Consider the following 23,302-nt stretch of genomic DNA (forward strand, 5'->3'; position numbering starts at 1 on the left):
CCGGGCGGGCGCGGATCTATTCTCGATTGATCTCCCAACAACGACAAGATCGAGGTAGCCCATGCGTGAAGTAGTGATCGTCGACAGTGTGCGAACCGGCCTGGCCAAGTCCTTTCGCGGCAAGTTCAACCAGACCCGCCCGGATGACATGGCGGCCCATTGCGTCAACGCACTGCTGTCCCGTAACGGCATCGACCCGGCCAGTGTCGAGGATTGCATCGTCGGCGCCGGCTCCAACGAAGGCGCCCAGGGCTACAACATCGGTCGCAATGTGGCGGTGCTCTCGCAGCTGGGCACCGGCACGGCGGGCATGACCCTCAACCGATTCTGCTCGTCGGGCCTGCAGGCGATTGCGATTGCGGCCAACCAGATTGCTTCGGGTTGCAGCGACATCATCGTCGCCGGCGGCGTCGAGTCCATCAGCCTGACCATGAAAAGCGTCAACACCGACAACCTGATCAACCCGCTGCTCAAAGAGCAGGTGCCGGGGATCTATTTCCCCATGGGCCAGACCGCCGAAATCGTCGCGCGCCGCTACCATGTCAGCCGCGAAGACCAGGACCTCTATGCGCTGCAAAGCCAGCAGCGCACGGCCCAGGCGCAGGCCGACGGGTTGTTCGACGATGAAATCGTGTCGATGGCGGTCAAGTACAAGGTCGAGGACAAGAACACCGGCGCGGTGCAGGTCCTTGATGGCGTAGTCGATCGCGATGATTGCAATCGCCCGGATACCACTCTGGCGAGCCTTGCCGGATTGAAGCCGGTGTTTGCCGAAGACGGCTCGGTGACGGCGGGCAACTCCTCGCAGTTGTCCGACGGGGCCTCGATGACCCTGGTGATGAGCCTGGAAAAAGCCCTGGCGCTGGGGCTCAAGCCCAAGGCGTTTTTCCGCGGCTTCACCGTGGCCGGTTGCGAGCCGGACGAAATGGGCATCGGCCCGGTGTTCTCGGTGCCCAAGCTGCTCAAGGCGCGTGGCTTGCAGGTGGCGGACATCGACCTGTGGGAACTCAACGAAGCGTTCGCCTCCCAGTGCCTGTATGCGCGCAATCGCCTGGAAATCGATAACGCCAAGTACAACGTCAACGGCGGCTCGATTTCCATCGGCCATCCGTTCGGCATGACCGGTTCGCGGCAAGTCGGGCACCTGGTGCGGGAACTGCAGCGGCGCAACCTGCGCTACGGCATCGTCACCATGTGCGTGGGCGGCGGCATGGGCGCCACCGGTCTGTTCGAGGCCGTCCGCTAGATCACCCGCCAATGTAGGCGCCGGCTTGCCGGCTCCTACAATTGAATTGCGCCGTAGCCCAATCCTTCTGCTTGCCCCTAGAATGCCCGTTCCACTTCCTCTGGCATCTGGGGCACTCATGCACATCTCTTCCGGCCGCTGGGTCTACGGTTTCTGCCTGACCCTGTTGACCGCGCTGCTCTGGGGCATCCTCCCGGTCAAACTCAAACAGGTCTTGCAAGTGATGGACCCGGTCACCGTCACCTGGTTTCGCCTGACGGTCGCCGGCAGTTGCCTGTTCCTGTACCTGGCGGCCACCAAGCGCCTGCCCAGCCGCAAAGTGCTCGGCCCCAAGGGCGGCTGGCTGGTGGCGATGGCGGTGTGCGGGCTGGTCGGCAACTACGTGTTGTACCTGGTGGGCCTGAACATGCTCAGCCCCGGCACCGCCCAGTTGGTGGTGCAGATGGGGCCGATCTTTCTGATGGTCGCCAGCGTGTTTGTGTTCAAGGAGCGTTTCAGCCGGGGGCAGGTGCTTGGATTGGTGGTGTTGATCGTGGGTTTTGGGCTGTTTTTCAACCAGCGCCTGGAGGAGTTGCTCACGTCTGTCGGCACTTACACCGCCGGCGTGCTGACCATCCTGCTCGCCACCTCGATCTGGGTGTTCTACGCCCTCGGTCAGAAGCAGTTGCTGACGGTGTGGAATTCGCTGCAGGTGATGATGGTGATCTACCTGTCCTGCGCGGTGCTGCTCACTCCCTGGGCGCATCCGCTGGAAGCGCTGGACCTGAGCCCATTGCAAGGCTGGCTGTTACTGGCGTGCTGCATGAATACCTTGGTGGCCTACGGCGCATTTGCCGAAGCCCTGGCCCATTGGGAGGCCTCGCGGGTCAGTGCGACGCTGGCGTTGACGCCGCTGGTGACGTTTGTCGCGGTGGCGCTGGCAGCCTGGCTGTGGCCGGACTACGTGCAGGCAGAAGAAATCAACGCGCTGGGATATTTCGGCGCGCTGGTGGTGATGCTCGGTTCGGCGGCCGTGGCGCTGGCCCCCTCGCTGCTCGCCGGGCTCAAGGCCCGGCGGCTGCGCATGGCGTCTTAGGCGCCCAGCATGTTTTCCGGGCGAACCCACTGGTCGAACTCTGCATCGGTGAGGTAGCCCAGTTCAAGGGCGGCCTCGCGCAGCGTCAGCCCTTCGGCGTAGGCCTTCTTGGCAATCTCTGCCGACTTGTCGTAGCCGATGTGCGGGTTGAGCGCGGTGACCAGCATCAATCCGCGCTCCAGGTGCTCGGCCATTTGCGTGGCGTCGGGCTCGAGCCCGGCAATGCAGTGCTCCTGGAAGTTGTTGCAGCCGTCGGCCAGCAAGCGGATCGACTCCAGCAGGTTGTGGATGATCACCGGCTTGTACACGTTCAACTGCAAGTGCCCTTGGCTGGCGGCAATGCCGATGGTCACATCGTTGCCCAACACCTGGCAGGCCAGCATCGACAGCGCCTCGCACTGGGTCGGGTTGACCTTGCCGGGCATGATCGAACTGCCGGGCTCGTTGGCCGGCAGCTTGACCTCGGCCAGCCCGGCGCGTGGGCCCGAGCCCAGCAGGCGCAGGTCGTTGGCGATTTTCATCAGGGCCACGGCCAGGGTTTTCAGCGCGCCGTGCAGGGTCACCAGTGGCTCGTGTCCGGAAAGCGCGGCGAATTTGTTGGGCGCCGTGACAAACGGCAGGCCGGACAGCGCGGCCAGCTCGGAGGCAATCGCCTCGCCGAAACCATGCGGCGCATTCAGCCCGGTGCCGACGGCGGTGCCACCCTGGGCCAGCTCGCACACGGCGGGCAGGGCGCTGCGGATGGCGCGTTCGGCGTAGTCAAGCTGGGCGATAAAGGCTGACAGTTCCTGGCCAAAGGTGATCGGCGTGGCGTCCATCATGTGGGTGCGGCCGGTCTTCACCAGTTTCATGTGCCGCGCGGCGAGTTCCGCGAGGCCGCCGGACAGATTGGCGATGCCCGGCAGCACCTGGGTGTGCACCGCCTGCACGGCCGCAATGCTCATGGCCGTGGGGAAGCAGTCGTTGGAGCTTTGCGAGCGATTGACGTGATCGTTGGGGTGCACCGGGCTCTTGCCGCCGCGGGTCTTGCCCGACAGCTCGTTGGCACGGCCGGCGATCACCTCGTTGGCGTTCATGTTGCTCTGGGTGCCGCTGCCGGTCTGCCAGACGACCAGCGGGAATTGGTCATCATGCTGGCCGGCGAGCACTTCGTCGGCGGCCTGTTCGATCAGGCGGGCGATGTCGGCGGGCAAATCGCCATTGCGGTCGTTGACCCGCGCGGCGGCCTTTTTCACCAGGGCCAGGGCGTGCAGCACCGCCAGTGGCATGCGCTGCTCGCCGATGGCGAAATTCACCAGCGAACGTTGGGTCTGGGCGCCCCAGTAAGCGTCATCCGGGACGGCGACTTCTCCCAGGCTGTCGGTTTCGATACGGCTCATCGGGCACACTCCTTCAGGTTCGTTTGCGCAGTTTAGGCCTTGATGGGCCTATGGGGTTCCCTAAAAGACTTTTCATCGGATTCATCCCGTGCCAATCCAGGCCGTACAAGGCCTGGGGTTGAGCCGCAGCGTTTTTTAGGCGCAGAATGGGCGCCCTTGGGGTCTTACCTCGCCTGCTAGAAAAGGAAACTCGATGACTCGTCTTCGTGCCATCTGTACCGCGGTTGCTCTGGTTTGCGCCAGCGGCCAGGTTTTTGCCGATACCGCCAGCCACAACGCCAGTGCCGAAGCCTTCCTTACCCTGGCCCACGCCGACAAGCTGGGTACCCCGGTGTACATGCAAGTGCAGCAAATGTTCGCCCAGCGTTTCGAACAGACCAAGGCGCCTGCCGCCAAGCAGTCCGTACTGGACAGCTACCAGGCCAAGGCCAACGCCGCCCTCGACCAGGCCATCGGCTGGCCGAAGCTGAAACCGGACATGGTCAAGCTCTACACCAGCAACTTCAGCGAATCCGAGCTCAAGGACCTGGTCGCGTTCTACCAGTCGCCACTGGGCAAGAAAGTCCTCGAGAAAATGCCGCAGCTGACCCAGCAATCGGCCCAGATGACCCAGGAAAAACTGGAAAGCGCCGTACCGGTGGTGAACAAGCTGTTGGAAGACATGACCAACGAGCTGACGCCAAAAGCCGCCGCACCGGCCAAGAAGAAGTAAGCAGGAATGAGCATGCAACAGCGTATCGAAACGGCACTTGCCGCCCTGGGCCCGGACCACTTGAGCGTGCTGGATGAAAGCCACATGCACAGCCGTGGGCTGCAAACGCACTTCAAGGCCGTACTGGTCAGCCCGCAGTTCGAGGGGCTCAACCGCGTCAAGCGCCACCAGAAGGTCTACGCCACCCTGGGTGACCTGATGAGCGAATTTCATGCGCTGGCGCTGCACACCTACACGCCTGAAGAATGGGCGAAAATCGACGCAGCCCCGGCCTCGCCGACCTGCGCCGGCGGGCACTGAGCCCGCAGCCCAAGGCCTGCGGGCGCGGCGCGTTCGCGCTCGCAGGTTGCCATATCCTGTGCCTGTAATTAGACACATAAAACATCCTCGCAGTACCCCCCACGCCCTAAAGGGGTTCCCTAGACTTTTTTGACCTTAGCTGATCAGGTCATGAGTTTATGTCCACTTCTTTGCATCGAAATACACCGACCTTGAAGGCCAGGGATCCCCGCGGGCTGGCTGTGCGTGCTGTTCACTATCATCGTGAGAGCGTGACGCAGGCTCCGCAGGCACGGGTCACCCGCCAGGTTTTTGGGGCCAATGGTCTTTTGCTCAGCCAGTGGGACCCGCGGCAATTTGCGCGTGGCGCTGCGGGTGTGGCGTCACAGTCGACCATTTACAGCCTGTCGGGCGAGCCTGTGCGCACCGAGAGCGCCGATGCCGGCTGGCGCCTGCTGATACATGGTGAAGCAGGGCAGCTGTTGCATCGCTGGGATTCACGTCTAGCTCATCACGAGCGGCGCTACGACCGCCTGTTACGCCCAGTGGCCGTGTTTGAACAGGCAGCGAATGAGCCGCGGCCGCGTTGTGTCGAGCGCCTGACCTATGCGGCCGCCGAACCCGCCGAGGCGGCCGGCAACCGTTGTGGTCGGCTGATTCGCCACGCGGACCCGGCCGGTGTATTGGTGATGGATGAGTACGGGATCGATGGAAGCGTCACGCAGCAGACTCGACGGTTTCGCTTGGATGCGTCGGCCGTTGACTGGCCATCCAGTCATGACGAACAAGCCGAACAGCTGGAGCCCAAGGCCCATACTACGACTTGGCGCTACGATGCCTTGGGCGCGCAGCTGGAGCAGGTCGACGCCCAGGGCAATCGTCGGCACTGGCTCTATGGGCAGCAAGGCTGGCTGAAGGAGGTTGCGCTGACCCTCCGTGGGGGCACGCGCCAGGTTTTGACGAACCAGCGCGTGTACAACGCCAGCGGCCTGGTGATTTCCGAACGGATGGGCAATGGCGTTACCAAGCTGGCGAAATACGCCGCTGAGGATAATCGTCTGTTGCAACTGACGGTGCATCGCAAGGGCGAGGCCGCCAAGCCTTTACAGGACCTTGTGTACGAGTACGACCCGGTCGGCAACATCCTCAGCCTCAGCGACCAGGCGCAGCCGACGCAATGGCACACTAATGCGCGTATTGATGCGGTCAACCGCTACCAGTACGACAGTCTGTACCAGCTGACCCAGGCCACCGGTCGGGAAAATGCCGGCAACAGCGGTGGCCAGGCGGCGCCGGGACGGGTGACGTTCGGTGCAACTGACACCGGGCCCTGGCGCAATTACACCCAACATTACCGTTACGATGAACATGGCAACTTGACGAGCCTTCGCCATGTGCCGAGTAGCGGAGCCGGTCATACTCGGGACATGCGTGTCGCTGCGGGCAGCAATCGCGCCTTGCCGGTGACTGACGGTGCACCGCGGCAATGGGCAATGATGTTTGATGCCAATGGCAACCAACACGTGCTCGGCAGCGGCCAACAGTTAGGCTGGGACGTGCGGAATCAGCTCACCCATGTGACTCAGGTGTGGCGTGAGCAGGGTGATCCGGATGTGGAAAGTTACCTCTACGACGGCCAGGGCCAACGGGCAGCCAAAATCAGAAGCCAGCAGGTCGCGGGGAAACCCCATACACAACTGACATGCTACTTGCCGGGTTTGCGCCTGCATGTACAAGCAGGCAAGCGCTTGAACGTGCTGGAGATCGATATCGGCGGCGGTCATGTCACGGTGTTGCAATGGGAGCAGGGTCGCCCCAGCGATATGAATGACGAGCACATGCAATTCAGCCTCCTCGATCACCTCAATAGCAGCTTGCTGGAACTGGACGAGCAGGCTCAGTTGCTGAGCCAGGAGCATTATTATCCTTATGGCGCGACGGCGTGGTGGGCTACCAACGATACGCAGCGAGCTCGCTATAAGGTTCGCCGCTATGCAGGTAAGGAGCGCGATGCGACAGGGTTGTATTACTACGGATCGCGGTATTACGCGCCGTGGCTGCAACGCTGGATCAGCCCGGACCCGCTGGGCGACGTGGACGGCCTGAACCTGTATGCGATGACCCTGGGCAACCCCTTGCTGTTCAAGGATGTTGATGGCGGGCAAGTGTCTTTTGGCGAGCAATTCCAACCCAGTCGAGGCGATATTCTTTTCGGCTTGGCCAACACCGTGCGGATCTATCGCAGCTTCTGGTCAAAGCTGACGGCACGCGGGGACATCATGGCTGCCTATTTCGGCGTCGAGGAGATGGGGGCTGCAACTGCGGCGCTGGCCGCAAGTGTCGACGCGTACATTCGGCGCGGGCTCGACAGGATCGGCGAGTCCGAGTATGAGCAAACGATCGCAGAGCAAGGGGGGCAGGTCGCACGGCAATTCTATGGCGCTATTGTGTCCAAGTATTCGGGCTGCACATCGACCACCGCCAACCGGGAGTTCGCGAAGAAATTCGTCAGTGATTTTTCTTCCAGTGACTCTTCCTTCGAACGCACCCTTGAAGGCTACATAGATGTGAACTTGAGTGCGTTCCAGCACAAGCTGGTCAGCCGCGCCAGCAAGTCGGCGTTGAAGACGCTGACGGACCCTCAGAGCCTGCGCCAGGCGCACTTTGCTCTGGATGATCTGGACATGGACGTTGTGATCAATAAGTCCGCGGTTTCTGCCACGGGTTCTGAGCTGCGCTGGCTGTATCGGCATCGACAGCAACTGGCAGGCCGCGTGACGTTCTATCGGCATCAACAACGGGTCGACGCCCCTTGGGAGTCCGACTCCTCCGCGTGGCGTCGCTATAAACCCGCCAGTTCCAGGGCTTCACGGACGGCGGCACGTTGAGTGAACAAAGCAGTTTGGCCGTCTCTGAACGGTGAGACGGCCACGCTTCCCCTGGCTTCAGTGTTCAGCCGAGGGGTCTACCTGCGCTCCAGACGTATCATTTTCATCCTCGCTGACGGTGTACCAGGCCCAGTAGGTGATTTGCCGTAGTGTTTTCCTGGCGGTGAGGGTGCGGGTGGGGCGGCCGAGGGGGTCATTGAACTGCCTGTCGCCAGGCAGGAACTGCTGCAGGGACTGACCGTCGATGTACCGGTGGCGGTCGGCGTAATAGGTGCGATGTACCCGCATGATCCGCCCCGTGGGGCTGTACTCGGTGTGTTCGCTGACACACCAGCGCGGATCAGCCTGAACCGTCTGGAGGGCGCCGTCCTTGACCGTCAGGTCCGCGTTGGCGCCCACCGCACAGGCCGGCCCCGGCTCGGCTTGTTGTTTGCTTTGCAAGATGCGCCCGAAGCCGTCATGGGAGACCAGGCTCATGTGGATGAGCTGTTCCTGATCGTGGGTATAGCGATCAGCTGCCAACATCAGGCTTCGGGCGGGTTCGCGCTGGGCCTTCTGGATCAAGTCGGACAAGGCTTTCTCGCTCGCACTCAAGGCGCTGGCCTTTTTTTTCAGGCGCAACCGGGCGGTGGCGCGTATGTGCCCGTCTGGTGAGACATAGCGCTGGGTGACCCAGTGCGCCTGCCTGTCCGTCGGGGCGATCGAACCCATCCAACTGAATGGGTCGTAGAGCCAGGCACGGGCGGCCTCGCCGAGGATCGTTGCGGGTGCTTGAATGGCGGATTCGATGGATGCGTCTACCGGCCGTCGATACGCCGACAATGGCCCGAAGCCCACGGACGTTGCCGATGCTTGCCCGTTGATGCTGGTCGCGAGCAAGCGACCGAACGCATCGTAGAGCGCTTGCTCGGTCGTGCCGTTTGGATCGGTGATGCTGATCGGCTGGAGCAGGCGGTAGTCATGCTGGACGCGGGTGATGCAGCCGTCGGGTTGTTTGACCTGGATGACCTGAAGCCCGTAAGGATCATAGGTCAGCGTGGTTTCTCCCTCGGCCTGAGTCAGGCGCCAAGTGTGTAGACGAAAGAAGTGTTTGGCGTTGAAGTAGCGCGGAAACTGACGGCGAATCGACCAGAGGGGGGACGATTGGCGTTCCTGGTCATTGGCATGAAAAAACAGCGCCATGGGCCGGTAACCGATTCGGCCCAGGCGGCTCGGCAGGTCTTCGGCGGGTAGGCCGGGCATGTCGGGAATTTTCTCCAGTGCCTGGAGCGCGTTGGGGGCCAGTTCAGCGCTTTCTTGATAATCCGCCAGCCCCTGGAAGTTTGCCGTTCCAGGCGTCAAGGTTTGCCCTTTGCCGCCCGGTTCGCGGTAGTGCTGGATCGTCAAGCCGCTCAGCTCGCGCGGTGCTTGTGGCCCCAGTGGACCTGAAAGCCGGTCGATCAATATCTCGTAGCGGATAGCCGATGCGTTCAACCCCGCAGGTGGCTGCCCGTCAGGCAGGGTCCAGGCGTTGTTGCGTTGACGATAGGGCAGTCCCAATCGCCATTGGTCGTCGTTGGGTTGATGAATCCACTGCGCCAAGGTTTCGCGCAGATAAAACACCTGCTGAGCCGGGTCGTGGGTGTCACGCCACCATTGTCGCTGATGCTCATCCTCGAGCAGTGCCGGTGGTGTGTCACTGACCGTCTTGCGCCGCGCGCCATGCACCGTGACGCTGTGGACCAGGCTGGCGTAGGCATCCCAGCGCAAGTTGACCTGGTGTTCGCAGACCGGATCATCGGGCACCTGTTCGTACTGATAATGCACGGACTCCAGCGTCAGCGGCAGCATTCGCGGCCAGGGTTGCGAGCCGGATGCCGGGGGCAACCGACGGACCAGATAGCGGTACTGCTGCACCGAATAGGGTGTGCTGTTGGCCGGGTCAAGGGCGAACACTTCCACCCGTAGCGGCAAGCCCCTGAGCGCGTAGGTTGCCGCCTGTGTCTCCGGTGGCGTGGGCGACGCGATCACGCGGTCGTGATGGTCGGTCGGTTGCGGCTGTTGGGGGGCATCATGTGTCGCCAGCAAAGTGCGGCCGAGCGTGATGGCGTCAGGGTCGTGCTGGCTGTAGTCGTCCTTGGGCATATCCAGCGCCTGGCCGGTGTGAAACCAGCGTTTGGTTTGCGTCCCTGCTCCGGGCGCGTCATGGGTGCCGGTCTCGATGTCGGTTTGAAGCAGCAAGCCAAAACCCTGGAAGGCGCGTTCATGGGGGTCGTAAAACCCTTGGCGATAGCTGAAATGCTGGGTCAGTGTGTGATGACTGATCTCATCGCGCTGCCTCTGGCGTTTAACCAGGGTCAGTGCGAAGGGCAATCGGCAGACGGCCTGCCTGCCTTCGGCCTGGTGCTGCCTCTTCTCGTCCAGCCATTCCTGGGCACTGCTGCGGTAGCTCACCTCTACTTGTGCGCCCAGATTGTTGTTGGTAATGCTGAGTAGACAAGGCCTGCTATCAAAAAAATCGTAGCGCCAATGGCGAGGGTGTGGGTGCGTGACGCTGATGATCAGGCTGGCGTAACCGTTGCCTTGCAGGTCCGCCACGCTCACCTGGCATAAGGCGTCATGCTGAACGCCTGATGGCCAGGGTAAGACCAACGGGGTTTTGGCAAAGCCATTGCCGCCCTTGTTGGTGAAAATGCGTACCTCATGGGTCGTCAGGTACAGCAAGTCGCTGGCACCGCAGCCATCCAGATCCGCCAGCAACACGTTGGAAGCATTGAACGTCGTTTCCCTGAAAGGCAAGGTGGCCAATACTCTCCCTTTGCCGAATCGCCCATGGCCCAGGTTGGGCCAGCATTTGATTTCGTTGTGTCGTATACGCACCAGGTGCTGCTGGCCGCTGCCAAGTATGTCGCTGAAGCCAACCCAGTCGGCGGAAGAACCGAGGAAGGACGGTAAGTCGTCGCCGTCGATCGTGTGCGCCTGCTCGATGCCCTGCTGGAAACCGCTATGCCGGTTGGCATACAGGCGCACGCTACGCGGGCCTACCAGTGCGATATCAGCCAAGCCGCTGCTCATCAGGTCGGCAAATATCGCATGGGTATGTAAGAACTCCACCGGGAACGCATCGAACCGTACGAACCCCGCGTCTTTCCGTTGGGGGGCCAGGCTGAAGAAACCGCTCATGCCCGGTCGGGCCAGGACCCATTCCAGCCGACCGTCACCGTCGATATCGAGCAAGGCCTGATAGACCGGGCGTGAACCGTCCGCCACGGGAATAGCCGGCAGTTCTTGAGCGGGAGCGTACGTCACCCCATCGCCTGTAGACGCCTCATCTCGCTCGGGTGCCCGGTAGTACCAGGCTTGATCACCGCGGTACAAGATTCCCGGTAAGCCCTCGCCGAATAGATCCACCAGTTGATAGCGCTGGCCGTCATTGAGACCGGGCACGTCCACGAAACGCTGGTAGCGGCGGGCATCCAGTTTCAGGCCTGAGTATTGATACAGATATTCTTGCGGCGGCAGGCTGGTGAGCGTTCCCTGGGCGTCAACGGCCTGCTCGTGTACCGCTAGCAAGGTGTTGAGCCCGTTGGGAAAGGTTTTGTGTTCGAACCGCAGGCGTTTGACCAAGACGGGGGAGGGGCCCATGTCGGGTGCATCTGCGAAGGCGTGAAACATCAGGATTTGCCGACACAGTCGCAGTGTCCGTAGTTCAAAACCGTAGATGAAACTGGAAAACGGATCTTCGCGTGGAAGCCACGGGTTGAGCGCGTCGTAGGAAGGCAACTTGTCGTTGGCGGTGGTGCGTTGACCGTAGTCGAACAGCAGGTAAAAGTGCCACGCCTGACGGGACAAATCGTCATTTTTGAGCAAATACAGGGTCTCTTTTTCCCTCGCCATGACGTTGCCGTAACACACTTTATGCAGATAACGCTGGGCCCGGCTGTCATGGGGTTCCGTGCGGGTATCGGTCTCGGCCAGGTACTGGTAACCGATATGCTCGCCATGGGGGTTCAGGCTTTCCTCAAGCAGCCATTGCGCCACATGGCTCAGGTTATCGGGATCAGCGATACGCGCCGCAGGCGTTTTGCCGTACACATGGCGGCTGCCGTCAGCCGCCTGGATCAGCCAGAACCCGGCCGCATCGCCCTCTGAACGCCAATGCTCGACGCGCTCGAAGCGCTGTTCGACCCTGGGAAAGTAGCGCGTGACGACGTAGTGGCGGCCTAGCGGCACGTGGTCAAAACTGTCGCGTTGTGTCTGGACAAGCGTGCCCGCGGCGGTGCGTTCGGGCATCCATTGCTGTGCATCCGGACCCTGGAATGTATCGGCTGCGGTGTAATCGGGGACGCCCTGCTGGGTACGCCGTGTGACGGCACCCGGATTGACGTCCCAGCCGAAACCGAACGCACTGTTACCCGCCGTGCTGCGATAGATCAGCGACAACGTAGGTGCATAACCACGGCCAGTGGAAATCGGCAACCCAACCTCAAAAGTCGCCGTGCCATCAGCGCCCACGTTGCCCCAGCCTTTGGCGACGCCCTCGATGGCGGAGCTGGCTTTAGGCAGCGACGGCACCTTGAGGGGCGATTCATTCGCCTGAGTGCTCATGTTTCACTCCTGCCAGGCCTGGCCGTGTAGCGCACATGAATGATGATGTCGGTGATGGATTCAAGCAGGTTTTTTTGTTGCAGCGGATTGGGAAAGTTCAAGCGCCAGCACGATATCGCCCCCGTGTATTCAAACGGCAGGTAGCGTGGGTCGTTGTCGAAGTTGAGCGTAAACAGGCCGTTGTCGTCCAGGCCGCGTGACAAGGCGATTTGCTGGTGTGCCCTGAAGTCGGTCCTGAGGGTGCCATCGGGCATCTGGATTTCGTTTCGGGTCTGGGTCAGTGTTGCCTTGATGTCTTCATAAGGTCCTAGCAAGGCGGGTAGTGTGACGCTGACATGCTTGATCCTGCGCAGGGTCTGCCCAGGGTAGTCCTCATCCAGGAGCGCTTGAGTCAGGGCGAAGCTGATGGTGCCGCTGCTGACCAATTGCGCTTTATGTTCAGTCCAGGTTTTGGCAGGCGCGGTGATTTCGAAGGTCTGTTGGCCGGTCGCGACCTGACACTCGATCAGGCGATGGCGCAGTGACATGGTTTTGCTGATTTCCAGCTCGCGAGGTGTGTGTTGCAGGTACGCGGTGTTCATCTTCACCAGGTTCAGTTTCAAGCTTTCCGCGCTCAGCAGTCCTCGGCAGGTGTGATGCCAGGCCCCACCTTGAAAGAACTGCCGGCTGTCGGTGGTTTCGTACTGCCAGCAGGCTTCAGCGGCCAGGCACAGGGAGTGGACGTTGTCATACAGCGCGTAATAGAACGTGCTCAGTTGGGCCGTGAGCCATTGATAGAGCTGGGTCCCGGTAAAGCGCATGCCGAGTAATTGGTAGGCTGACTTGGCCTGGGCCAGTGCGGTGTGGGCACTGCGTAGTTGCAGGCGAGTGGCTTTTTCCTGCTCGGCATGTACCAGCAGCAGGGTGTCGATCTGGGCCAGTTCCAGGCGAGCCTGTTGTTCGGCGTGGGCCCATTCTTGAGCGCGACGATTTAACTGTTCAGTGCGCTCCAATTCGTTACCGTTGGCGCGGGCGATGTTGGCTTCGCCCTGGGCGAAGGCCTGATAGGCATGAAACGCCCCCTCCCAACGCATCCCTCCGGACGACGTGCCGAAGATATTCGGCAACAGCATGGCGGCGCCGGCGCCTATACCGGCAATCGCGACTTTTCTCTCCCAGGCGGCGCTCTCCAGATAGTGTTGGCCGGCCGAAATTTCACCGGTGCTGATGCCTTCGCTGAGCTGGCGTGTCAGGTAGTCCAGTCGCCCCTCGACGATTGCTCGGCTGCGACGCAGGGCATCTTTGTTTTTTTCATCGATGGCAACGGCCTGGGTCTGTTGGGTCAACACCAGTTCGGCCAGCTGCCAGGCGTTTTGCTGTTGCACCTCAAGGTAGTGCGCCTGTTCCTTGCGCTCGATCAAGGTGATCAGGGTGGTGCCAAACTGCGCCAGGCTGTCGACCGCGCTCAAGGCGTGACCCAGCATGACTTGGAACCGGTAGTGACCCACTTCAGGACGGACCAGTGGCAATGTACTTGCGTCACCCGCAGCGCCCTGTGCATTTCGCGTCAGCAGGGCGGCGGTGGACAAGGGGGGCGCAAAGAGTGTCTGGCGCAATGGCTTGCCGGAAATGTCCAGATGATGGCGAAGCCCGTGCAGGCGACTTTCCAATATGTCCCAGCGTGCGACCAGTTGCGTGTTCAGCGGGCGGAACAAATAGGGGCTGTCCATGAGCCAAGTGTGTTGCCCTGTGGTCTTGCAGTGCCGGGACAGTACGGTGGTGTATTCGGGTTGATGTTCCAACTGGCGTATGGCCTGGGAGGACACCGTCGCCAGTGCGTCCAAGGTGCGGGAGGTCCAGGTATCGGCACGTGTGACCGTCGGGCGCATGCCGAGCAGGTTCTGCGCCTGGATGTACCAGAGTTTGGCTTCGGCCAGGCTGTCGGGGCTCACTTGGCGATAAGCCGCGTCGCCCCGGTTGATCAGGATATCCACATTGAGGTGGTACAGCGCCTTACGCAGGTATGTCGGAAAGCTGAGAGCCAGGTAATGCGGGCTCTCGGGGTGTTGGCAGGCGAAGCTCAGTTCTACCGGGTTGCCTGGCAGGGCACTGAGGGCCCCGGTGTCTGGGTGGAGTGGGTCGAACAGGGCGTGCAACCAGGTCTGGGCGTGAGCGTATTGCTGCTGCTGGTTGAAGTAATGGGCGATGGTCCAGGGTAAGTAGATAAACAGTTCGCGCAAATTTTTACCGTGCGCGCCCTGGAAATCCGGGGGCTCGGGGGTGGCGTCCGCAGTCAGTGCCGGTTCCGTCCAGTCATCGGGGGAGCGTAAAAATACTGGGTCGAAGCTGACCGTGGAATGTTGGGTCAGTTGACTCGCCACCGTGGTGTTGAGTCGGATGGCCGGGACACTCGGGGCGAAGCTTGTGGAAAAATCAATCCACTCGTGGGTCGCTCCGGTGTTTTGCTGTTGGCGCGTAATTCGTGGGGAATGCGCGGGCTTGTCGACGGCAACGGAGGTGGCAAGGGCGCATTTGATGGCCTTGAGTGCATAGCCGAGGACAGTCACCTGGTTCTCTCTGCTCTCAAGCGTGATGACCCCATGGATCAGCGTGATGGCTGATGCGGGTTGCTCATTGGGTAACTTTACCCGCGTACTTGCCAGGTGCCCGACTGCGAGTTCGGGGGAGGCGCCTACCAGACTCTCGTGATCGAGGTCCGAGTCGTTGAGGATTTGGGCAGTGTTGTTATTAATGGCTTGCGGAGTGGGCACGTCCTTCAGTTTGGATTGCATGATGACGTGCTTGTAGAAACGCAACGTCGGCGTGAAAGTGTTACCCAGCTCCAGCCTCACGTCATTCACGAAGTGCAGTTTTGGGTTAGCGACTTCATCACCTGGCAGGTGGTAGCCGCTGTAACGATCGAGTATCACCAGGAAGGGATCCTGATGATGGGTATACAAGTGGAGGAATGCATTTTTGTTGAGAAACTTCCCTGCCAGGGAGTATTCGAAGATGGGAAGGTATTGGTCGGTATGCCCGGGTCTCGGGTCCGGCCTTGATTTCATCTCTTTCTCAAGCCTGAACAATATGGAGTCTTTGTCATAAATGGCATTGGAATAGCTTTTTCCGGTCTTGGGGTTTTTAAAGAACATCGAGTGATACGTGGCGTCTGCACTGGGATGTATCGCGCAGTCGATCCTGATGACCGAACCGCTGATGAGTTCAACTTCGGCCAAGGTCGAGTCATGCAACGCCGACTGGGTGCTCAGGGTAATGCTCATCTCGGAGTACCGGGATGCAAGGGTGATGCTGTACGTCTGCAGAAAGGGCCTGACGATTCTTGAGGTGAAGACGAATTCGTTGGTGGCGGGATCAAAGGCGGTGGTGGCTGTATCGGTGGCGACTATGGCTGTGCTTTTGGATTCAAAGTCCCACGTTCGCTGATCTTCGATCTGGGGTGTTTGAGCGTCCAGGACTACCGTTCTTTCGTCTTGTTCCTGCGCCAGGCGTGTCTTGAACTGTAAGTTGTCTTTGTTTATATCGAAAAACAGACGGAAGTATTGGTGAGCGAACGGCGGAAGTAACACGCTGGAAAACAGGTTGTCTTTGTCGACGCCGCCCAACAACGCTTTCTGTAGTGGCGTGTTTTGTGTGGATTCATAGGCTTCCAGCAATCGGAGGGCTTCCTGCGCTACGGCTGAACCTGGCACGATTTTGTAGCGGCCGGGGCTGCCTGCGCTGGCGACGATTTTTATGCTCAATGACTGATCGATACTGATGGCTTGGAAGAATTCGCCCATTTGATCGCTGCCATGATTCAGCGTGTTGGCGCGTATACCCAGGAACAGGGTGTGAGGAGAGCGGCTATCGACTACGGCAATGGTCTGCGTGATGCCGATAAGTTGCGCTGGCGTGAGTGCGTTGATACCCCGCGTGACGCAGTGCTCTTCCAGTCCCGTGTGCGCAAAGCTCCAGGTGCCATCCAGTTTTTTATAGGAAAAGCACAGGCGAAACTTCACGAACTGGCTGTTCAGCCATTCAGCCTGGCGTTGTTTTTCATCCCCGTCCTCTTCGTTGTCGCCATTGCCATTGCCATTGCCCTGTGCCTTGAAGGAGTGGTGCGGGGCAGGCTTGATGATCTCGGCCCAAACCATAAATAGCCGCTGATTGAACAGGACGGGACGGATACTGTGGGCCGGTGTATCGGCGCCAAACGTCAGGTTGATGGGTTTCCAGTCTGTCCAGGCCAGAGGTGCGGGCGCGTCGGGGTTGGCGGTTGAGCGTTTGGACAGGTCCAGCGAACGCCAATAATAGATGCTGTCGGTGGCGGACTTGCCGACGAAATAATAAGTGCTGGTCTCCAACTGTCCGACATTGCCATCAATGTAGCCATTGAGCGTTTGAATGCTGGCGACCTCTTCGAACCGTGACAGGAAGCCTTGCACGGCCTTCAGTGCGGTGTCGGGTTGGAGTCGATGCTGTTGGAGTTCGTTTTCCAGTTGCGCAAAGCTGTCGCTCTTGTCCTCGCGCAGCGTGGGGTCGAGGAAATTTTGCGGGTGATAGCGCAGTTGCTGGCTGGCGCTCCAAAGGGGGTAAGTGTGCAGGGAGTTCTGCCAGGCCAGGGTCGACATGCCCGGGGTCTCATAACCCGGTTCGAGGCCTGAGTGGATGCGGTTTATGTAGTGTTGCAGGCTGGTGATCGCACTGGCGACCGGGCTGGTCGGCACTGCTTCGCTGACTTGTACGTCCAGTAGCCAGTAGTCGTACAGGTCGTTGGGTGTCTGCAACGCGTCTTTAAGGTCGGCGCTGATGCAGTGAGCCAGATAGTAGCTCAGCATGGCATCACGCCTGGCTTCATTAAGCCGTTGGTCGAGGTTCTCAGACATAGTCATTCCTTGAGTCTGCTGATTGAGATGCAGCGTTATTGACGTGCGGCGACGACGGCTTCACCCACGGACTGCCAACTGCTGAAGTCGCTTTGGATATCCAGTTCGCTGGTGTCGAGCAGGGTCTGGCTGGAGAGTCGGGTGAGGGTGCAGGCTTGCCGGCAGCGCATGATCCAATCCAGTTGGTCCATGGACCTGACCATGCCCGAGGGCAAGGTCGCCGTGAGCACGCGCAGCTCGCGTTCGTCCCAGCCCAACCATTGACTCAGCTGGGCGTTGGGGTTTTGCGGCCCGTTGTTGTTGGCACCCTGGAAAAACGCCAGGAGGCTGTCCTGCGCCAGGCCATACGTATCGCAGCAGTCTCTGAAACGCTGTAATAGATAAAGCGTGCCCAGGTTCAGCTCGACCAGCGCCCCTTTCGTCATCTCGCTGTCCAGCCAATGAGGGTTGAGCAGCAATTGACGTAGCGACGTGCCGTTAACCGGCAAGGACAACAATGTGGTGATGTCTGGAACCAGCAGGATCAGGTGTACCGGTGCCAGCTCAGGCTCAGGCTCAGGCACAAAATGTTGGCCGTAGTAGAGTTTCAGCTCACTGCTGTAGACGGCCGGCTCCGGGCTTTCCAGGAACTGTTGGATGCATGAGTGCGGCCCCTGTCTCAGCAGGTCGACCCCGCGTTGCAGTGCCGGGCTGTCAGTAATGGGTTCCAGCAGCAATTGCTGGCGCAGCTGCGTCACGCTGGTACCGCAGGCCTTGAGCCACGTGACGGCCCAGTCCATTTGCATCAGCACATCGAGAAAATCCATCGGAGCGGCTTTCTTGATGCGTAATGTGGGGGTGACCAGCGACGCCCAGGTCGACGGGCCGAGCACGTCAGCCAGTTGTTTGCAGTGCAAAACAGAAAGGCCGAAGACTTGAGCGATCCGCGCTTGCCGATAGATCGCGGAGTACGTGGCAAGGTTTCGGGCGACAGGGGCCGGCGTGGCCTCGATGAGCAATTGCAGTGAATCCGGCGTGTCCCTCAACGTCAGCGCGGCGCAGAGTTGCTGGCGGGTGTGTGAATCGAAGGCCTGGTCGTCCAGCGGCAGGGGTTGCGAGGACACCGCTGTGCGGTTGAACACTTGATCGAACAGCGGCTGCTCATTGGCGCTGGCCTGAACGGGCAAGCGATGCAGCCACGCGGAAAACTCCAAAGGCTTAAGGGCGTAGTGCCGACTCAGGTAGCGGTAGACGCCTTGTGCGCGCAGGGTATTGGGGCTGATGCGCAGGCTCGAGTTGGCTGTGCCCTCACACTCCATGGCGCTGACGATCAAAGTGTCCAGCTCGACGAAAGGCAGATTGACCCACTGTTGCAGGCGGATCATCCGTTGCATGCGATCAAACCGGTCGTGCGAGGTATTCAGCAGTTGCGCGGTTGGCCTGCTGGTGGAGATGCCCTCCACAGTCATGGGCGGGTCACCAGTACCGTTGACGTAGCGCGCACCAAAGGTCGGCAGTATCTGGCCCTTGGTCGAGAGAGAGGCGTGGGGAGCGAAACTGTTTTGCGCCAACAGTGCCTGCAATTGGAGGCTGTTCAACGCCGTACTTTTCAAGAAGACGTCGAGGTTTTCCAGTGGGATTGCCATCTGGGTCGGCGGTTTCCGAGGCCGGCCGTAGTAGATTTCATACAAAGTGTCTTCCGGGACAAGCGATTGCGCCAAGAGCTTTTGCTGCTCCGGGCTCAGTTCACCTAGCAGCCGCTGGGTATTGGCATTGGGCTTTGTGACCGTGGCATAGCGTGCGCTGCTGGCGTCGTCAAACGGCAAGCGTTTGCTGATTCGATAATTCAACTCACCCAGGGAGTACCGGGTTCCCGAGAGTGCCAGCTGGCACTGGCGATGATGATGGTGGTAAGGCAACGCCATGGGGTAGCGCGCTCTGCTGAGTTGTTGATGCAAGTCCTTATCCGGATGGTGGAGCTGGATCTGCATGTGCAACATCTCATCAATGAGTGTCAGCAGGGGGCGTTGAGAAAAGGTTGTGTCGTGGTCGATCAATAAGCGTCCCAGGTCCGGACGTCGTTGGCTCAACAGGATTTTTTTTTTACTGGTTGCCGCGGTTTTTTTTTCCAGTTGAGTTGCAAAAAGAAACAGCGTGCGCAGGTAGGCAACCGGTGAGTCGATAGCGGCGATGGCCTCCGGGTGACAGACATTCCCCCAGTCCTCGTTGAGCGGGCTGGGTGCCTTTGAACCCAGGTCGCGCTTGCTGTGAGAGGGGGCAGGGCGCGGGCTCAATGATTGTTGGTCGTGCAGCCATTGCAACTGGGTGGCGTAGGACAGCGCATTTTCGTAGGCCTGGGCGCCATCGTCATCAGTGTATTGAGCCAATTGACGGATGAATTCCGCCTTGGGCTGGTCGACAATGTCGAAGACGCTGGCGAGGTTGAGTCTATTCAAGGCGGTACTCAAATCGACCCTCCCTGCGCCAGGAGTGACGGGGTGTTCCACCAGTTGCGCCAGTAGCGGACTGCTTGGATTTGAGGTGTCCATATCAATCGATCTTCCAATAAAACTGTCCAAAGGCGGGTCCCATGGGCGACGCAAGACGCTATCACGCAGGTGGTCTGGGCCGAGGTCAGCCAATGCCGTGAGGGCGTCAAGGAAATATCGGTGATTGAGTGTCGATGCAGTCGCATCGGGGTTTTGCTAGAATCCGCAACGCGCCGCCCAGTCGGCGCGTTTTTTTTGCGTTTACTGGCAGCTCGCGGTTAAAAGCCCGCAGCTGCCGACATCCGGTTCACCCCTTACGAGGGTAGCCACCTGGAGAGAACACCCATGACTCAACCGATTGTCGTGGCGGCACTGTATAAGTTCGTCACCCTGGAAGATTACGTCGCCCTGCGCGAGCCATTGCTGCAAGCAATGGTCGACAATGGCATCAAAGGCACCTTGCTGATCGCCGAAGAAGGCATCAACGGCACCGTTTCCGGCAGCCGCGAAGGCATTGACGGGCTGATGGCGTGGCTGAAGAACGATCCACGCATGGTCGACATCGACCACAAGGAATCGTACTGCGACGACCAGCCGTTCTACCGCACCAAGGTCAAGCTCAAGAAAGAGATCGTGACCCTGGGTGTCGAAGGCGTCGACCCGAACAAAAAAGTCGGTACCTACGTTGATCCACAAGACTGGAACGCGCTGATCAGCGATCCGGAAGTGCTGTTGATCGACACGCGTAACGACTACGAAGTATCGATTGGCACCTTTGAAGGCGCAATCGACCCGAAAACCACCAGTTTTCGCGAATTTCCCGACTACATCAAAGCCAACTTCGACCCGGCCAAGCACAAGAAAGTCGCGATGTTCTGCACCGGCGGCATTCGTTGCGAGAAGGCCTCGAGCTATATGCTCAGCGAAGGGTTCGATGAGGTCTACCATCTCAAGGGCGGCATCCTGAAGTACCTCGAAGAGGTGCCCCAGGCAGAAACCAAATGGCAGGGCGACTGCTTTGTGTTCGACAATCGCGTGACTGTGCGCCACGACTTGAGCGAAGGCGACTACGATCAATGTCATGCCTGCCGCACACCGGTGAGCGTAGAAGACCGCGCGTCCGAGCACTATGTGGCCGGCATCAGTTGTCCACATTGCTGGGATAAGCTGCCGGAGAAGACCCGTCGCAGCGCGATCGACCGGCAAAAGCAGATCGAGCTGGCCAAGGCCCGCAACATGCCGCACCCGATTGGCTTCAACTATAAGCAAACCCCTTCCGAGGCCTGACCCATGTCCGCGCGCCTGCTCTATGTAATGGACCCGATGTGTTCCTGGTGCTGGGGCTTTGCCCCGGTGGCGCAGGCGTTGGTAGAGCAGGCCCAGGCGGCCGGGGTGGAACTGCACCTGGTGGTGGGCGGCTTGCGAACCGGCAGCGGCGCGGCGCTGGAACCGACCACCCGGCGCTACATCCTGGAGCATTGGCAGGCCGTCACCGACGCCACCGGCCAGCCGTTCAAGCGCGAAGGTGCGTTGCCCGACGGGTTTGTCTATGACACCGAGCCGGCCTGTCGCGCCATCGTCACCGCGCGCAGCCTGGCGCCGGATTGCGCGTGGACACTGCTGGGGCTGATCCAGCGCGCGTTTTATGTCGAGGGTCGCGATGTGACCCTCGCCAGCGTGCTGGTGGAGCTGGCCGAGCAGGCCGGCATCCCGCGCATCGAGTTTGCCGGTGCGTTCGACCGTGCCGAGCAGCACGCCGCGACCGCCGCCGATTTCACCTGGGTCCAGGATTTGGGCATCGCCGGTTTCCCGACGCTGCTGGCCGAACGCAATGGCCAGCTCGCGTTGCTGACCAACGGCTACCAGCCGCTGTCGGAACTGTCGCCCTTGCTCGCCCGTTGGCTGGAGCGAGCTGCCTGTGTATGACCGGCCCGATGAGCAACCCAAACGCGTCGACCGACTGACCTGGGCGGAAATTCGCCGCCTGGCCTTGCGGCACCGTAAATCCCTGTGGATCGCCAATGGCGTTGCCGTGCTGGCGACCCTGTGCAGCGTGCCCATTCCCTTGCTGTTGCCGTTGCTGGTGGACGAAGTGTTGCTGGGCCACGGCGATGCCGCGCTCAAGGTGATGAACCATGCGCTGCCCCTGGGCTGGCAGAAAGCAGCCGGTTATATCGGCCTGATGCTGCTGGTGACGCTGACGCTGCGGTGCGGCGCCCTGGTGTTCAACGTGGTGCAGGCGCGCTTGTTTGCGCGGCTGGCCAAGGACATCGTGTACCGCATCCGCGTGCGCCTGATCGAACGCCTCAAGCGCATCTCCCTGGGCGAGTACGAAAGCCTGGGCAGCGGCACGGTGACCACGCACCTGGTCACCGACCTGGACACCCTGGACAAGTTCGTCGGCGAAACCCTCAGCCGCTTCCTGGTGGCCATGCTCACGCTGGTCGGCACCTCGGCCATCCTGGTGTGGATGCATTGGCAACTGGCCTTGCTGATCCTGCTGTTCAACCCGCTGGTGATCTACGCCACGGTGCAATTGGGCAAGCGCGTCAAACACCTGAAGAAGCTCGAAAACGACAGCACCTCGCGCTTCACCCAGGCGCTGACCGAAACCCTGGACGCGATCCAGGAAGTACGCGCCGGCAATCGCCAGGGCTTCTTCCTCGGACGCCTTGGCCAGCGCGCCCAGGAAGTGCGTGACTACGCGATCAATTCGCAATGGAAAAGCGACGCGTCCAGCCGCGCCAGTGGCTTGCTGTTCCAGTTCGGTATCGACATCTTCCGGGCGGCGGCGATGCTGACGGTGCTGTTTTCCGACCTTTCCATTGGCCAGATGCTCGCGGTATTCAGCTACTTGTGGTTCATGATCGGCCCGGTGGAGCAACTGCTCAACCTGCAATACGCCTACTACGCTGCGGGCGGCGCGCTGACGCGGATCAACGAGCTGCTGGCGCGTGCCGACGAGCCGCAATATGCGGGCGGCGAAGACCCGTTCAGCGGCCGCGAAACCGTCGGCATCGAAGTCCGCGGCCTGGACTTCGGCTATGGCGATGACCTGGTGCTCAACCAGTTGAACCTTGCCATCGCTCCCGGTGAAAAGGTCGCGATTGTCGGCGCCAGCGGCGGCGGCAAAAGTACCCTGGTGCAGTTGCTGCTCGGGCTGTACACGCCGCAGGCCGGCAGTATCCGTTTCGGCGGAGCGACCCAGCAGGCCATCGGCCTGGAGACCATTCGCGAGAACGTCGCGGTGGTGCTGCAACACCCGGCGCTGTTCAACGACACCGTTCGCGCCAACCTGACCATGGGGCGCGAACGCACTGACCAGGCCTGCTGGCAGGCGCTGGAAATTGCCCAGTTGGACGCCACCGTCAAAGCCCTGCCGCAGGGTCTGGACAGTGTGGTGGGGCGCTCTGGCGTGCGCTTTTCCGGCGGACAGCGCCAGCGCCTGGCGATCGCGCGCATGGTCCTCGCCGAGCCGAAAGTGGTGATCCTCGACGAGGCGACCTCCGCCCTCGATGCCGCCACCGAATACAACCTGCACCAGGCGCTGGCACGGTTTCTCAGTGGCCGTACTACACTGATCATTGCTCACCGTTTGTCGGCGGTTAAGCAAGCGGATCGAGTATTAGTGTTCGACGGCGGTCATATTGCTGAGGACGGCGATCATCAGCAGCTGATTGCCGATGGCGGCCTGTACGCCAAGCTATATGGACACTTGCAGCAAGTGCGTTGATTTAGCCTAGGCTTAGCTATCGGAAGCGGATTTTCGCGTGCGTATTGGGCAGTGCATGTGTAAGGGACTT

General features: G+C 60.6%; 12 protein-coding genes. 8 read left to right on the forward strand and 4 right to left on the reverse strand.

What is annotated here, in order from left to right:
* The first annotated feature begins 61 nt into the window (after window positions 1-61).
* Both QMX97_RS07075 and QMX97_RS07080 read left to right on the forward strand, forming a co-directional pair.
* Window positions 62-1,246 carry a thiolase family protein gene (locus tag QMX97_RS07075; RefSeq protein ID WP_201145616.1) on the forward strand — a complete coding sequence of 395 codons (1,185 nt, stop codon included), beginning with the start codon at window positions 62-64 and terminating at the stop codon, window positions 1,244-1,246.
* A gap of 118 nt (window positions 1,247-1,364) precedes the next feature.
* Complete coding sequence (locus QMX97_RS07080) at window positions 1,365-2,321, forward strand: DMT family transporter (protein WP_282396594.1); 957 nt, start codon at window positions 1,365-1,367, stop codon at window positions 2,319-2,321.
* Here QMX97_RS07080 and QMX97_RS07085 read toward each other — a convergent pair.
* A complete protein-coding gene (locus tag QMX97_RS07085) occupies window positions 2,318-3,700 on the reverse strand; it encodes a class II fumarate hydratase (protein ID WP_282396595.1) in 1,383 nt (460 codons plus the stop codon). The genes QMX97_RS07080 and QMX97_RS07085 overlap by 4 nt on opposite strands.
* A gap of 193 nt (window positions 3,701-3,893) precedes the next feature.
* On the opposite strand from QMX97_RS07085, the gene QMX97_RS07090 reads away from it, so the two are divergent.
* From QMX97_RS07090 to QMX97_RS07100, 3 genes are all read left to right on the forward strand, one after another.
* On the forward strand, window positions 3,894-4,412 hold the full coding sequence (locus QMX97_RS07090; RefSeq protein WP_025855033.1) for a DUF2059 domain-containing protein: 519 nt from the start codon (window positions 3,894-3,896) through the stop codon (window positions 4,410-4,412).
* 6 nt (window positions 4,413-4,418) lie between these two features.
* Window positions 4,419-4,712, forward strand: a complete 294-nt coding sequence (locus QMX97_RS07095) for a BolA family protein (RefSeq protein ID WP_065904311.1) — start codon at window positions 4,419-4,421, stop codon at window positions 4,710-4,712.
* A 158-nt stretch (window positions 4,713-4,870) separates the two neighbouring features.
* Window positions 4,871-7,579: an RHS repeat-associated core domain-containing protein gene (locus QMX97_RS07100; protein WP_282396596.1), complete on the forward strand. Its 2,709-nt coding sequence runs from the start codon at window positions 4,871-4,873 to the stop codon at window positions 7,577-7,579.
* A 57-nt stretch (window positions 7,580-7,636) separates the two neighbouring features.
* Here the strand turns inward: QMX97_RS07100 and QMX97_RS07105 are convergent, their stop codons facing one another.
* The 3 genes from QMX97_RS07105 to QMX97_RS07115 are packed head-to-tail and all read right to left on the reverse strand — an operon-like array spanning window position 7,637 to window position 19,559.
* On the reverse strand, window positions 7,637-12,166 hold the full coding sequence (locus tag QMX97_RS07105) for a SpvB/TcaC N-terminal domain-containing protein (RefSeq protein ID WP_282396597.1): 4,530 nt from the start codon (window positions 12,164-12,166) through the stop codon (window positions 7,637-7,639).
* The gene (locus tag QMX97_RS07110; protein ID WP_348775364.1) at window positions 12,163-17,037 is read right to left on the reverse strand and encodes a neuraminidase-like domain-containing protein; all 4,875 of its coding nucleotides are present in this window, start codon (window positions 17,035-17,037) and stop codon (window positions 12,163-12,165) included. The genes QMX97_RS07105 and QMX97_RS07110 overlap by 4 nt, the downstream gene beginning before the upstream one ends.
* Before the next feature lie 29 nt (window positions 17,038-17,066).
* On the reverse strand, window positions 17,067-19,559 hold the full coding sequence (locus QMX97_RS07115; protein ID WP_282396599.1) for a Tc toxin subunit A: 2,493 nt from the start codon (window positions 19,557-19,559) through the stop codon (window positions 17,067-17,069).
* A 285-nt stretch (window positions 19,560-19,844) separates the two neighbouring features.
* Here QMX97_RS07115 and QMX97_RS07120 point away from each other — a divergent pair, with 285 nt between their 5' ends.
* The 3 genes from QMX97_RS07120 to QMX97_RS07130 are packed head-to-tail and all read left to right on the forward strand — an operon-like array spanning window position 19,845 to window position 23,232.
* Complete coding sequence (locus tag QMX97_RS07120; protein ID WP_033900937.1) at window positions 19,845-20,786, forward strand: rhodanese-related sulfurtransferase; 942 nt, start codon at window positions 19,845-19,847, stop codon at window positions 20,784-20,786.
* Window positions 20,787-20,822: 36 nt separating this feature from the next.
* A complete protein-coding gene (locus QMX97_RS07125; RefSeq protein WP_177343946.1) occupies window positions 20,823-21,425 on the forward strand; it encodes a DsbA family protein in 603 nt (200 codons plus the stop codon).
* Complete coding sequence (locus QMX97_RS07130; protein ID WP_065904319.1) at window positions 21,418-23,232, forward strand: ABC transporter ATP-binding protein; 1,815 nt, start codon at window positions 21,418-21,420, stop codon at window positions 23,230-23,232. Before QMX97_RS07125 ends, QMX97_RS07130 begins: the two co-directional genes overlap by 8 nt.
* Window positions 23,233-23,302 lie beyond the last annotated feature (70 nt).

Origin of the sequence: Pseudomonas sp. PS01298, assembly GCF_029959745.1 — a bacterium.
GTDB lineage: Bacteria > Pseudomonadota > Gammaproteobacteria > Pseudomonadales > Pseudomonadaceae > Aquipseudomonas > Aquipseudomonas aylmerensis.

Excerpts from the sequence above, each read along its gene's own strand:
- QMX97_RS07075 (WP_201145616.1), top strand. The coding sequence starts at position 62 with ATGCGTGAAGTAGTGATCGTCGACAGTGTGCGAACCGGCCTGGCCAAG.
- QMX97_RS07115 (WP_282396599.1), bottom strand. The coding sequence starts at position 19,559 with ATGGACACCTCAAATCCAAGCAGTCCGCTACTGGCGCAACTGGTGGAA.
- QMX97_RS07110 (WP_348775364.1), bottom strand. The coding sequence starts at position 17,037 with ATGACTATGTCTGAGAACCTCGACCAACGGCTTAATGAAGCCAGGCGT.
- QMX97_RS07100 (WP_282396596.1), top strand. The coding sequence starts at position 4,871 with ATGTCCACTTCTTTGCATCGAAATACACCGACCTTGAAGGCCAGGGAT.
- QMX97_RS07095 (WP_065904311.1), top strand. The coding sequence starts at position 4,419 with ATGAGCATGCAACAGCGTATCGAAACGGCACTTGCCGCCCTGGGCCCG.
- QMX97_RS07105 (WP_282396597.1), bottom strand. The coding sequence starts at position 12,166 with ATGAGCACTCAGGCGAATGAATCGCCCCTCAAGGTGCCGTCGCTGCCT.
- QMX97_RS07090 (WP_025855033.1), top strand. The coding sequence starts at position 3,894 with ATGACTCGTCTTCGTGCCATCTGTACCGCGGTTGCTCTGGTTTGCGCC.
- QMX97_RS07080 (WP_282396594.1), top strand. The coding sequence starts at position 1,365 with ATGCACATCTCTTCCGGCCGCTGGGTCTACGGTTTCTGCCTGACCCTG.
- QMX97_RS07085 (WP_282396595.1), bottom strand. The coding sequence starts at position 3,700 with ATGAGCCGTATCGAAACCGACAGCCTGGGAGAAGTCGCCGTCCCGGAT.
- QMX97_RS07120 (WP_033900937.1), top strand. The coding sequence starts at position 19,845 with ATGACTCAACCGATTGTCGTGGCGGCACTGTATAAGTTCGTCACCCTG.
- QMX97_RS07125 (WP_177343946.1), top strand. The coding sequence starts at position 20,823 with ATGTGTTCCTGGTGCTGGGGCTTTGCCCCGGTGGCGCAGGCGTTGGTA.